This window comes from Flavobacterium panici (assembly GCF_903819335.1).
Classification (GTDB): domain Bacteria; phylum Bacteroidota; class Bacteroidia; order Flavobacteriales; family Flavobacteriaceae; genus Flavobacterium; species Flavobacterium panici.
Window position 1 is genome coordinate 109680 of sequence record NZ_CAIJDE010000069.1, and the last position, 11519, is coordinate 121198.

The window sequence follows — 11519 nt, forward strand, 5'->3', positions numbered from 1 at the left end:
ACTGAAAACTGCGACTTCCTACTCTTTCTTTAATAAGTAGCGAATAACTGTTTCTGCAGCGTGAAGGCCGAATAATCCTGGCATATAACTGTTTGTTCCGTAGAAAGATTTTTTAAAGTTTTTTCCGTCGGTTAATTTTAAGCTTTTTTCGTTTTGAATTTCAGATGAAAAAACAACTTTTAGTTTGTTGATATTTACCGCTTTTAATCTCTTACGAATTGCTTTTGAGAAATAGCAGTTTATAGTTTTCGAGATATCGCCCACTTTTACTTTAGAAGCCAGCATCTTTCCTCCTGCTCCCATACTACTAATGATTTTTACTCTTTTACGTTTTGCTGCAATAATTAAATTTAGTTTTGGAGTAATACTATCGATGCAGTCTAAAACATAATCAAATTCTGGAGAAACGATTTCAAAAGCTCTTTCCGGAGATAAAAATTCCTGAACTCGTGTTAATTTCAATTCTGGATTAATATCCATTAATCTATCGCCTACAATTTTAATTTTTGCTTCTCCAACTGTAGAATGCAAAGCAGGTAATTGTCTGTTTATGTTTGTAATATCTACAACGTCACCGTCAACAATTGTCATGCTTCCTACTCCTGCTCTCGCTAAAAATTCAGCTGCAAACGATCCAACACCGCCTAAACCTACTACTAATACATTTGCATTACGCAAATTTTCTAATCCTTCCTTTGTAAATAAAAGCTCGGCTCTTTCTGTCCACTCTGCCATATTATATTTTTTGTTGTTTATTTTTTTGTTTCAAGTTTAAAGTTTCAAGTTCTTTACTGTCAGGCTGAGCGAAGTCGAAGCCCCACGTCCTATTGGAGCGCCCTTCGACTTCGCTCAGGGTGACAAACTTATTTCACTTTTTACTATTTACTTTTCACTAATCACTTTCTCCCAAATACTTCCGCAAAATTACTTGAGATAATACCTTTTAATTCTTTGATTGTAATATTTTTATATTCTGATGCTAAATCGTAAACCTGTTTAATATTCTCTTCAATTGTATCGGTTTCCAGAAAAAAACGATTGTTTGGAATATTCTGAAAAACGGTTTTTAAATCGGGATTTCTCAATAAATATTTTCCGAAAGAAATATAAAATCCGTCTTTAATTAGTTGTTCTGACAGCTGTTTGTTTTTTGAAAAACCGTGAATAATCATCGGAACAGAAATTTTTAATTTCTTTTTAATTGCGGTCACTTCCTGAAAAGCAGCAACGCAATGAATCACAACTGGTTTATTGTATTTTTCGGCCAAAGCCAATTGTTTTTCAAAAACTAAAATCTGCAGTTCTAACGGAATTGCGATTCGTTTGTCTAAACCGCATTCGCCAATTGCCAGACAATTTTCGCTTTGCAGTTTATCTTCAATAATTTTCAATTCTAAATCAATTTCACTTTCCTTAATATGCCACGGATGGATTCCGATAGAATAAAACGGAATAGCCGAATCAAACTCTTGCGGATATTGATTCACCAATTCTACTATATTAGATTGATTTGTAAATTGATGGGTATGAAAATTAAAAAATTCCATTAATGAAATGTTTTCACTCCGGCTTTGATTTCTACTTTTAAATCATTTTCCAGTGGAACAAGCGGACATGAATACTTATGATTGTAAGCACAATAAGGATTGTATGCCTGATTGAAATCGATTGCAATTGTTTTTCCTTTTGGGATTTTTAAGTCGATATATCTTCCGCCAATATAACTTTCTTTACCGCATGTTAAATCAGAAAAAGGAAGGAATAAATGGTCTTTGTATTCTTTTTGTTTAGAAAGTTCAATGTTTCTGTAAACGTTCAACTTCATTGGAACTCCATTTATAGTAAAGGATAAAGTCCCGTATTTTATATATTGAGGCGTTCTTGTTCCGGTAGTTTTCATTTCGAAAACTTTTTCATTGACTGCTTTTTCAAATTTTGCGTTCACAAAATACTTTCCATCAATTGGGTAAAAATCTAAAGTTTTAAAAGTCTTTAAATCTTCTTCCATTAACGGACTTGTCTTAGCATCAGCATATTCTGAGTTTATTTGCTTTTGGAATTTTTCAGCTTCAGTCTTGCTGAATTTACTTTGGCTAAAGCCAAAATTAAAAGCTACAAGCAAAATAAGGGCAATAGAATTTTTCATCTTTGGAAATTTTATGCAAAAATAGTTTAAAAGTAACAAAGCAACAACCGTTGTACGTGACAAAGTTTCCTAACTTTGTGGCAAATACAATAATTATAATGCTCAAAACTGCCGCAAACCATTACTTCAACAATTTTAGAGGTTTTACAAGAGAAATTTGGATACTTACATTAATTACTTTCATAAATCGCGCGGGTACAATGGTACTGCCTTTTTTATCAAAATATTTAAATGAAGATTTAAAGTTTTCTTTAGATCAGGTAACCTGGATTATGGTTTCTTTTGGTTTGGGATCTATGCTGGGTTCCTGGCTTGGGGGAAAGCTTTCTGATAAAATTGGTTTTTACAAAATCATGGTTTTTAGTCTGTTTACGAGCGGAGTATCTCTTTTCTTTATTCAATATATCACTTCTTTCTGGGGACTCTGCATTGCAATGTTTGTATTAATGACAATTGCCGATATGTTTCGTCCTGCCATGTTTGTTTCACTTGGTGCTTATGCAAAACCAGAAAACAGAACACGTGCCTTGACTCTAGTTCGTCTTGCCGTAAATTTAGGCTTTGCTGCCGGTCCGGCACTTGGAGGTCTAATCATTATAGGAATGGGGTATTCAGGTTTATTTTGGGTTGACGGAGCTTCTTGTATTGTTTCCATATCTATTTTTGCATTATTAGTTAAAGAAAAGAAAAAAGTCGATCATGGTGATAAAACCGAAAGTGTAACAAACGTAAAATCAGTATTTCATGATAAAATATTCTGGGTTTTCTTATTTGTGAGTTTTATTACAGCTATTATTTTCTTTCAGCTTTTCACCACTTTACCTTTATATCATCATAAACAATATGGTTTAAACGAATTTCAAACCGGACTTTTAATGACTTTAAACGGACTTTTGATTTTTGCTTTAGAAATGCCAACTGTTGGTTTTATGGAAAGAAAAGGTTTTCCAAAAATCAAAATCATCATTATAGGATCATTTGTAATGGCATTGAGTTTCTTTTTATTATTAATTAATGTTTGGGCCGGAATCCTGGTTATCAGCATGATTTGTATTTCGATTGGAGAAATTCTAACCTTCCCTTTTTCGAATGCATTTGCTTTAAGCCGTGCGCCTCGTGGTCAGGAAGGGCGTTATATGGCTTTGTATACCATGAGTTTTAGTTTAGCACATATTTTTAGCACTATGCTAGGTTTTGGAATTGCTGATCATTTTGGTTATCAACAAAACTGGCTTTTTATGGCCTCTATCGGAATCCTGGCTACGCTTTGCTGTCTTTGGATTAGAAAAGCTTTACTTCTGGAGAAAAATAAATAATTTTAACTTTTACACATAAATCATTGTAATTCAAATCATTAACTTTGATTTTGAATAGCTTTTCTGTGCTTTTAATTCACCTTGAAACGAAATTTTTAGTTAAATAACTACATTTATAGTTGTGTAACTAAAAAAATAGTTGTAGGTTTGAATTAAAATTAGAAAACATGCAAAAGTTAACCAACAAAGAAGAAGAGATAATGCAGATTTTATGGAAGCTTAAAAAAGCTTTTGTAAAAGAAATTCAGGCAGAGATTACGGAAGACCAGCCGCATTATAATACACTTTCGACAATTGTTAGAAATCTGGAAGAAAAAGGTTTTGTGGCACACAATGCTTTTGGAAATACACATCAATACTATCCAACAGTAACTCTTGAAGCGTACAGCAAAAAATATATGAAAACGGCTATTGATAATTATTTCAACAGTTCCTATAAAAATATGGTTTCATTTTTTGCCAAAGAAGAAAAAATTTCTGCAGATGAATTGCGTGAAATTCTGGCTATGATCGAAAATTCAAAAGACAATAAATAACAGTAAAATAAACGAAGAAAAACGATAGTTATGGAATCAATATTTGTTTATATCGCAAAATCGGCTGGCTTAGTGGCATTATTTTACTGTGCTTATTATTTTTTACTTCGAAAAGAAACTTTCTTTACTAGTAACAGATGGTTTTTACTTACGGGTTTAATTACTTCAGTTGTGCTTCCATTAATAGTTTATACTAAAGTTGTTTGGGTAAACCCTACTCCTATTCCAAATTTAAATTTCTCCAACACAAATCTTATTCAAAATACTGAAAGTAAATCTTTTGAAATAAACTGGATCTACGTTATGTTATCTATTTATTGTATTGGTCTTTTAGTTTTTCTGATAAAATTTGGAATGGATTTTTATAGTTTAAATTCTATTTTAAAAGGAAAAAAAGTACACCAGCAGGCTGATTTTAAATTTATTGATACCAACGAAAATATTCCTCCTTTTTCTTATTTCGAATATATCGTATACAACTCATCAATGTATACGCCTGCAGAATTAGAAAATATTATTGAACATGAAAAAGTGCACAGCGATCAAAATCATACTATTGATGTTTTGATATCACGAGCTTTTTGTATGCTTTTTTGGTTCAATCCTATTATATGGCTTTATAAAAAGGCAATTATCCAAAATTTAGAATTTATTGCCGATAAAGAAGCCGCTAAAAAATTATCAGACAAAAAAGCGTATCAATACACACTTTTAAAAATAACAACGCACGAAAGCTGTGTTGCCATTACCAATCATTTTTATCAATCATTAATCAAAAAACGAATTGTCATGTTAAACAAAAATCAATCAAAAAAAAGAAATTCCTGGAAGTATTATGTTGTAATTCCTGCACTTGCAGCATTTGTATTATTGTTTCAAATTGAAGTAGTTGCAAAAGAAAGACAACAAATTGTAAAAGAAGTTTCGGGAGAAATTAAATCTGTAGATGTTTACAAAATCAAGAAAAGCTCAACAGATGCGGATTTGGAAAAAATCAAAGAGAATTTAAAAAAACTTCACAATGTTGATTTTGAAGTTTCTGATGTAAAAAGAAATTCTGAGAACTATTTAACTTCACTTAAAGTTGCTATTAAAAACGGAAAGCAGCAAGCACAATCTATTCAGGTTAACGGCGATAAAGCGATTAAAGATTTTGGAGTAATTGTTACTACAGATGAAAAAGGTCAAAAAAACGTTGGTATTCAAACTGATGACGATGCGAAAACTAAAGTTGCCATTAGTAAAAAAGTCAGCCTTATTGATGCCTCTGAACCTGATAATGCGAAAACTACAACCAGCAAAACACTAATCACTAAAATTGATACCAATGTTAACGATAATACTAATACTAGTACAAAAACTAATAGTAATGCTAACACAAATACTAGCACTACTGTAACTATTGACACAGATAATAAGACTAATACTAAAGTTATTACGACCACAAATGGTTCTGTTATTGCCATTTCTAATGATACAAAAGTCAACGGTAAAGTATTAGAAAGTCTTGTAATTGTTGACGGAAAGGAAATGCCTGCTGGTTTTGATATTGAAGATATTGATGCAAAAGATATTAAATCTGTAAATGTTTACAAAGGAATAAATGCAGTAACTAAATACGGAGATAAAGGCTCAAATGGTGTAATTGAGGTAGAAACAAAGCATTAAGAAGCTGGTAATTTTTTAAAAATCTGAAAATGCAAAAACTAACCAATAAAGAAGAAGAAATAATGCACATTTTATGGAAGCTTAAAAAGGCATTCGTAAAAGAAATTCAGGCAGAAATTACAGAAGATCAGCCGCATTATAATACGCTTTCGACTATAGTTCGAAATCTGGAGGAAAAAGGTTTTGTGGCGCATAATGCTTTTGGAAACACACATCAATATTATCCGGCTGTAACTCTTGAAGCTTACAGTAAAAAGTATATGAGTACGGCCATTGATAATTATTTCAACAGCTCTTATAAAAATATGGTTTCGTTTTTTGCCAAAGAAGAAAAAATCTCGGCAGATGAATTACGCGAAATCCTGGCTATGATCGAAAATCCAAACGAAAAAAAATAAACGAAGTAAAATAATCATTATGGAAGCACTTTTCATTTTCATCATCAAATCAAGTGGCTTAATCGCTTTGTTTTATTTTGCATACTTTTTTTTACTGCGAAAAGAAACTTTCTTCAATAGCAGCAGATGGTTTTTATTAGCCGGTTTAATAACATCAATTGTTTTACCATTTGTCGTTTACACAAAAGTAGTCTGGATTGATCCAGTTCCGGTTCCGGTTGATTATGCGCCAGTTGTGAACTATCATTATACTCCAAATTATCATCCGCAAATTGCTCAAGAAGAATCTTTTGAAATAAACTGGAATCTGGTTTCATTAGGCATTTACGCACTTGGATTTGCTGCTTTTATGATAAAATTCGGAATTGATTTCTACAGTTTGAATTCTGTTTTAAAAGGAAAAAAAGTAGAACAGCAGGCCGATTTCAAATTTGTAGATGTTGAAGAAAACATTGCTCCATTTTCTTATTTTGATTATATCGTTTACAATTCATCAATGTACAGCGAATCTGAATTAGAAAGTATTTTAGAGCATGAAAAAGTGCACAGCGATCAACATCATACCGTTGATGTGATTATTTCGAGGATTTTCTGCATCCTGTTTTGGTTTAACCCGATTATCTGGCTTTACAAAAAAGCAATTCTTCAAAATTTAGAATTCATTGCAGATAATGAAGCGGCTAAAAAAATATCAGACAAAAAAGCATATCAATACACGCTTTTAAAAATTACAACGTATGAAACCTGTGTTGCCATCACCAATCATTTTTATCAATCATTAATCAAAAAACGAATTGTTATGTTAAACAAAAATCAATCAAAAAAATGGAATTACTGGAAATATTCTGCCATAATTCCGGCACTTGGAGCGTTTGTTCTCTTGTTCCAAATTAAAACAATTGCGCAGGAGAAAAAAGAACTTAAAGAAAAGACCGAAAAAGCAGCTTTGGCCTCTATAATTCAGGATGGTGAAGTTTATAAAATCACAAAATCGACTACAGATCAGGAATTAAAAGATTTAACGGCAAAATTAAAATCAGAACATAATGTTGATTTAGAAATTTCTAATGTAAAGAGAAACAGTGATAATGAACTAATAGCTATTAAAATTAGAGTTGTTAAGGAAAGCGGTAAAGTACATGTTATTGATATGAATAGTACTAAAGCCTTAAAAGACTGCAGTATTGTAATCGATAAAGATGAAGACGGTACTAAAAATGTAACCTTAGTAACTGATGATGAAATAGGTAATCCTGCACTAGCTCAGAATCATGATGTTGTAGTAAGAAACTTTGATTCTGATGTTACTCCGGAAGATCGTTCTTCACCAGTTCCTCCTGCTCCGCCTGTTGCGCCAATTGCTCCGGTTTTCCCTATTGGACCAATGCCGCCTGCACCAGTTATTGACATGTCTAAAATGCCAAAACCGCCAGTTGCTCCGGCAAGCCCAAAAGATAAAGTAGCTTGGGCTAAATTTGAAAAAGAAATGGCTCAGTTTGAGAAAAAGATGGAAGCTTTTGAACCAGATCTTTCTGCTTACGAAAAACAAATTGATGCTATGATGACACAGCGTGAAGCCATTTTTGAAAAACAAATGGAGAAATATGAAGTTGCCATGCAAAAATTCAATTTTGATATGGATAAATTCAGCCAGGATGTGGAAATCAAATACGGCAGAGATTCTCAAGAATATCAAAGAAGCATAAAGCAATATGAAAATGACATGAAACAGCATCAGCTTGACATGAAACAACATGAAAAAGATATGAAGCAGTTTGAAAAAGATATGAAACAACGTGAAAAGGAATTGAAAAAATGGGAAAAAGAAAACAGTAAAAAATCCTAAACATTATTTCAATCTATAAAAAATCAATTTATTTTGAAGCTAAAAAAGACTTTGTGAGTAACAAAGTCTTTTTTTATATCTTTGAAAAAACAAATCTGCCATGTATAAAATTTTAGCCAAACTAAATAAAATGCTACTGCCTAGTTTTACTAAACAAGGTCTGGATATTTCTAAAGCAAAAAAATGGCAAATGGCGATCATTGGCTATCGCGCATATGTTACTAAACGAGCTTTAGGATAATCAATTAAAAAATACTTTTGTTTCAGACAGCAGAAATAATTGATTTTATTTTCTGCAATATCATATTTATGAAAAATAGAGAATTCAACCTTCCTCCTGTTCCGGCAGTTTTATTGGCAATTATAAGTGTACAATGCGGCGCTGCGATTGCAAAAACGCTTTTCCCTGCAATTGGTGCAGCAGGAACGGCATCTATACGTATTGGTGTTTCGGCATTGATTTTATTATTGGCTTACAGGCCAAATTTAAAAGCGATTACACCGGCGCAATGGAAAATTGTAATTCCGTATGGTTTGTCATTGGGGGCAATGAATTTGATTTTTTATTTTGCTATAGAAAGAATTCCAATTGGTCTGGCTGTGACTTTAGAGTTTATGGGACCATTATTAGTTGCTATTATAGGCTCAAAACGTTTGATAGATTATTGCTGGGTTTTACTCGCCGCAATGGGAATTGTTTTAATTGCGCCGTGGACAAATGATCGCTTGGATATTTTAGGAGTTGTATTTGCTCTTTTAGCTGGTGCACTTTGGGCAGCTTATATCGTTTTAGGCGGAAAAATTTCAAAAATAATGAATGGCGGTCAAGCTGTTTCAACCGGAATGTTATTTGCTGCAATCTTAATTTTGCCTTTCGGATTCCTTGAAAACGGATTAGCTAATCTTACTCCAAAACTCTTCGGAATGGGAATTGCTCTTGCGCTTTTATCTAGTGCGATTCCGTTTACTTTAGAAATGAAAGCTTTAGGTCAGCTTCCTCCGCGTACGTTTAGTATTTTAATGAGTTTAGAGCCTGCAGCTGCTTCTATTTGCGGATTTATCTTTCTACAGGAAAACTTAAGCTTTTACGAAATTTTGGCTGTATTGTGTGTTGTAATTGCGTCTGCGGGAAGTACTTTGACCGCAAAGAAATAAAAAAAGCCCTGCATATAACTGCAAGGCTTCTTCATTGTAGGCATTCAATTTTTGGAGGTCTTAATTATTTTTTAGGCAATAATACTGCATCAACTACATGAATTACACCATTTGACTGGTTCACATCTGCAATTGTTACTTTTGCTTCACCACCATTTTCATCGCTGATATATAAGTCTTTTCCTTTCATCCAAGCCGTAAGAGTTCCACCGCTAACTGTTTTAATAGTAGCTTTTCCTTTACCTGCTTTTATTGCTTTTGCAATATCAGATGCATTCCATTTTCCTACAGCAACATGATAGGTCAAGATCGTTTGCAGCATTTTTTTATTTTCCGGTTTCAATAATGTTTCCACAGTTCCTGCTGGTAATTTATCAAATGCCGCATTTGTTGGAGCAAAAACAGTGAATGGTCCTTTGCCTTGTAAGGTTTCAACTAAATCGGCAGCTTTTACTGCGGCAACAAGCGTTGTGTGATCTTTTGAATTAACGGCATTCTCGATAATATTTTTGTTAGGATACATTGCTGCTCCACCAACCATTACTGTTTTTTGAGCAAATGATGTAAATCCGAATGATAATGTTAAAATTGCTGCGGCTAAAAAATTTCTAGTTTTCATAATTATTATTTTAAGTTATATGTTCATTTACGGGGATATATTTGTTTTGGTTTTACGAAAAATTAAAATAATTAAAAAAATCATTGAAAAATCCGCAATAACCACTGAAAAACAAGCCTTTAATCTTAAAATTATTTTTCATTATTTTTTAAGATCATGATGAATTTTGCTTTCTTTTTATCACTAAATTTAGATTCAAAACATATCTGTTATGCAAAATCTACCTAAAAAAGTAAGAAGTAAAAAATTGAGCTCAAGAGTCGATTTGACTGCAATGGTCAGCGTTTCCTTTTTGTTGATTATATTTTTTATGCTTGTTGGTGAATTGTCTAAACCAAAAGTTTTAGTATATGATACGGGACGAGATAGAGGTTGCTGTGACTGCCCTCCTCCCCATTATGGAGAAAATAGATCAATAACTGTAATGTTAGGTGATAATAATAAATTGATATATTACATGGGACTTTTGAGTTCTCCGATAGTTGCTCCAAAAGAAATTAAATACGGTAAAGAGGGAATTCGTCAGGAATTGTTAAAGAGAAATAAAAGCATGCTTGAATATTCAGCCGCTCTAGGAAAACCCGGAAGAGGAATTACTGTAATTATAAAACCAAGTAAAAAATCTAACTTTAAAAACTTGGTTGATATTTTAGATGAAATGGCAATTGTTAATATTGAAACCTATGCAATAATACCTGAATTTACGCCACAAGAATCTGAATTATTAGCTTCAAATTAATTCTTTTTAACTCAAATCTAAATCTATGAAAAACCTGCCTCAAAGAGTAAGAAGTAAAAAATTAAGTTCAAGAGTTGATTTAACTGCAATGGTCAGCGTTTCATTTTTGCTGATTATATTTTTTATGCTTGTTGGTGAATTATCTAAGCCAAAAGTATTGGATTTAAGCTTACCTGCAAGATATGACGATAAAGAATGGAATGGTGTTATTAATTGTGGTGCTGGTGTAGGCCCTCGTATCGTAACGGTTTTATTAGATGAAAATGATCAAATAATTACGTATTCTGGTCTTTTGTTTCATCCTTTAGAAGATCCAAAAAAAGTAAGCTATGGTAATGGAGATAAAGGAATTAGAAAAGTTTTATTTGAAAGGAACAATAAAATTAGAAAATATTCAGCATCCGTTGGAAAACCAAAAAATGGCGCAATTGTAATTATTAAACCAAGTAAAAAATCAAACTTTAAAAATTTGGTAGATATTTTAGATGAGATGGCTATTGCAAAAATAGATACTTATGCAATTGTAAATGAATTCACGCCAGAAGAAGAAAAATTATTAGCATCAAAATAATTCTTAATTACTTAAATCTAGATTTATGAAAAATCTGCCTCAAAGAGTAAGGAGTAAAAAGTTAAGTTCAAGAGTTGATTTAACTGCAATGGTCAGTGTTTCTTTTTTGCTGATTATATTTTTTATGCTTGTTGGTGAATTGTCTAAACCAAAAGTTATGGAATACAATTTGCCAAATTATGATGATGACGAATGGCGTTATACAGGTTGTGTGCTGCATGATGAAAACCGTGTTTTAACACTTTTACTTAATGATAATAACAAAATAATTACTTATTCAGGATTATTATTTTTTCCAATTGAAACACCAAAAGAAATACAATACGGAAAAAATGGAATTAGAAAAGAATTATTAGAAAGAAATAAAAAAGTTTTAGAATATTCAGCACAACGAGGAAAACCTGGAAGAGGAATTACAGTTATTATCAAACCAAGTAAAAAATCTAATTATGGCAACTTGGTAGATATTTTAGATGAAATGAAAATTACGGGTATAAACTCTTATTCTATTGTTGATTATTATAC

14 protein-coding genes are annotated in these 11519 nt (G+C 32.1%); 10 read left to right on the forward strand and 4 right to left on the reverse strand.

The annotated features are described in order from the left end of the window. Window positions 1-18 precede the first annotated feature (18 nt). From FLAPXU55_RS23875 to FLAPXU55_RS23885, 3 genes are all read right to left on the reverse strand, one after another. On the reverse strand, window positions 19-735 hold the full coding sequence (locus FLAPXU55_RS23875; protein WP_053474177.1) for a tRNA threonylcarbamoyladenosine dehydratase: 717 nt from the start codon (window positions 733-735) through the stop codon (window positions 19-21). Between the two features lie 161 nt (window positions 736-896). Further along, window positions 897-1547: a TatD family hydrolase gene (locus tag FLAPXU55_RS23880; RefSeq protein WP_180861907.1), complete on the reverse strand. Its 651-nt coding sequence runs from the start codon at window positions 1545-1547 to the stop codon at window positions 897-899. Continuing rightward, window positions 1547-2146, reverse strand: coding sequence for a DUF1684 domain-containing protein (locus FLAPXU55_RS23885; protein ID WP_180861908.1), 600 nt, complete (start codon window positions 2144-2146; stop codon window positions 1547-1549). The genes FLAPXU55_RS23880 and FLAPXU55_RS23885 overlap by 1 nt, the downstream gene beginning before the upstream one ends. A 98-nt stretch (window positions 2147-2244) precedes the next feature. Here FLAPXU55_RS23885 and FLAPXU55_RS23890 point away from each other — a divergent pair, with 98 nt between their 5' ends. From FLAPXU55_RS23890 to FLAPXU55_RS23920, 7 genes are all read left to right on the forward strand, one after another. After that, the gene (locus tag FLAPXU55_RS23890; protein WP_180861926.1) at window positions 2245-3462 is read left to right on the forward strand and encodes an MDR family MFS transporter; all 1218 of its coding nucleotides are present in this window, start codon (window positions 2245-2247) and stop codon (window positions 3460-3462) included. Window positions 3463-3629: 167 nt separating this feature from the next. Beyond that, on the forward strand, window positions 3630-3998 hold the full coding sequence (locus FLAPXU55_RS23895; RefSeq protein WP_180861910.1) for a BlaI/MecI/CopY family transcriptional regulator: 369 nt from the start codon (window positions 3630-3632) through the stop codon (window positions 3996-3998). A gap of 30 nt (window positions 3999-4028) precedes the next feature. Continuing rightward, window positions 4029-5666, forward strand: coding sequence for a M56 family metallopeptidase (locus FLAPXU55_RS23900; RefSeq protein ID WP_180861912.1), 1638 nt, complete (start codon window positions 4029-4031; stop codon window positions 5664-5666). 29 nt (window positions 5667-5695) lie between these two features. Continuing rightward, window positions 5696-6064 carry a BlaI/MecI/CopY family transcriptional regulator gene (locus tag FLAPXU55_RS23905; RefSeq protein WP_053474183.1) on the forward strand — a complete coding sequence of 123 codons (369 nt, stop codon included), beginning with the start codon at window positions 5696-5698 and terminating at the stop codon, window positions 6062-6064. Window positions 6065-6083: 19 nt separating this feature from the next. Next, a complete protein-coding gene (locus tag FLAPXU55_RS23910; RefSeq protein WP_180861914.1) occupies window positions 6084-7910 on the forward strand; it encodes a M56 family metallopeptidase in 1827 nt (608 codons plus the stop codon). Between the two features lie 100 nt (window positions 7911-8010). Further along, the gene (locus FLAPXU55_RS23915) at window positions 8011-8151 is read left to right on the forward strand and encodes a hypothetical protein (protein WP_053474185.1); all 141 of its coding nucleotides are present in this window, start codon (window positions 8011-8013) and stop codon (window positions 8149-8151) included. A gap of 68 nt (window positions 8152-8219) precedes the next feature. Next, window positions 8220-9065, forward strand: a complete 846-nt coding sequence (locus tag FLAPXU55_RS23920; protein ID WP_053474186.1) for an EamA family transporter — start codon at window positions 8220-8222, stop codon at window positions 9063-9065. Window positions 9066-9129: 64 nt separating this feature from the next. Here the strand turns inward: FLAPXU55_RS23920 and FLAPXU55_RS23925 are convergent, their stop codons facing one another. Next, on the reverse strand, window positions 9130-9684 hold the full coding sequence (locus FLAPXU55_RS23925) for a fasciclin domain-containing protein (protein ID WP_053474187.1): 555 nt from the start codon (window positions 9682-9684) through the stop codon (window positions 9130-9132). A 211-nt stretch (window positions 9685-9895) separates the two neighbouring features. On the opposite strand from FLAPXU55_RS23925, the gene FLAPXU55_RS23930 reads away from it, so the two are divergent. From FLAPXU55_RS23930 to FLAPXU55_RS23940, 3 genes are all read left to right on the forward strand, one after another. Next, window positions 9896-10423, forward strand: coding sequence for an ExbD/TolR family protein (locus FLAPXU55_RS23930; RefSeq protein WP_180861916.1), 528 nt, complete (start codon window positions 9896-9898; stop codon window positions 10421-10423). Between the two features lie 25 nt (window positions 10424-10448). Beyond that, window positions 10449-10994 (forward strand): biopolymer transporter ExbD, encoded by a 546-nt coding sequence (locus tag FLAPXU55_RS23935; RefSeq protein WP_180861918.1) that lies wholly within the window; start codon window positions 10449-10451, stop codon window positions 10992-10994. 25 nt (window positions 10995-11019) lie between these two features. Continuing rightward, window positions 11020-11519: ExbD/TolR family protein (locus tag FLAPXU55_RS23940; RefSeq protein WP_180861920.1), on the forward strand; the 500-nt coding region annotated here is incomplete at its 3' end.

What these genes read in the sequence shown, in the direction of transcription:
- FLAPXU55_RS23875 (WP_053474177.1), bottom strand. Translation starts at nt 735, where the DNA reads ATGGCAGAGTGGACAGAAAGAGCCGAGCTTTTATTTACAAAGGAAGGA.
- FLAPXU55_RS23880 (WP_180861907.1), bottom strand. Translation starts at nt 1,547, where the DNA reads ATGGAATTTTTTAATTTTCATACCCATCAATTTACAAATCAATCTAAT.
- FLAPXU55_RS23885 (WP_180861908.1), bottom strand. Translation starts at nt 2,146, where the DNA reads ATGAAAAATTCTATTGCCCTTATTTTGCTTGTAGCTTTTAATTTTGGC.
- FLAPXU55_RS23890 (WP_180861926.1), top strand. Translation starts at nt 2,245, where the DNA reads ATGCTCAAAACTGCCGCAAACCATTACTTCAACAATTTTAGAGGTTTT.
- FLAPXU55_RS23895 (WP_180861910.1), top strand. Translation starts at nt 3,630, where the DNA reads ATGCAAAAGTTAACCAACAAAGAAGAAGAGATAATGCAGATTTTATGG.
- FLAPXU55_RS23900 (WP_180861912.1), top strand. Translation starts at nt 4,029, where the DNA reads ATGGAATCAATATTTGTTTATATCGCAAAATCGGCTGGCTTAGTGGCA.
- FLAPXU55_RS23905 (WP_053474183.1), top strand. Translation starts at nt 5,696, where the DNA reads ATGCAAAAACTAACCAATAAAGAAGAAGAAATAATGCACATTTTATGG.
- FLAPXU55_RS23910 (WP_180861914.1), top strand. Translation starts at nt 6,084, where the DNA reads ATGGAAGCACTTTTCATTTTCATCATCAAATCAAGTGGCTTAATCGCT.
- FLAPXU55_RS23915 (WP_053474185.1), top strand. Translation starts at nt 8,011, where the DNA reads ATGTATAAAATTTTAGCCAAACTAAATAAAATGCTACTGCCTAGTTTT.
- FLAPXU55_RS23920 (WP_053474186.1), top strand. Translation starts at nt 8,220, where the DNA reads ATGAAAAATAGAGAATTCAACCTTCCTCCTGTTCCGGCAGTTTTATTG.
- FLAPXU55_RS23925 (WP_053474187.1), bottom strand. Translation starts at nt 9,684, where the DNA reads ATGAAAACTAGAAATTTTTTAGCCGCAGCAATTTTAACATTATCATTC.
- FLAPXU55_RS23930 (WP_180861916.1), top strand. Translation starts at nt 9,896, where the DNA reads ATGCAAAATCTACCTAAAAAAGTAAGAAGTAAAAAATTGAGCTCAAGA.
- FLAPXU55_RS23935 (WP_180861918.1), top strand. Translation starts at nt 10,449, where the DNA reads ATGAAAAACCTGCCTCAAAGAGTAAGAAGTAAAAAATTAAGTTCAAGA.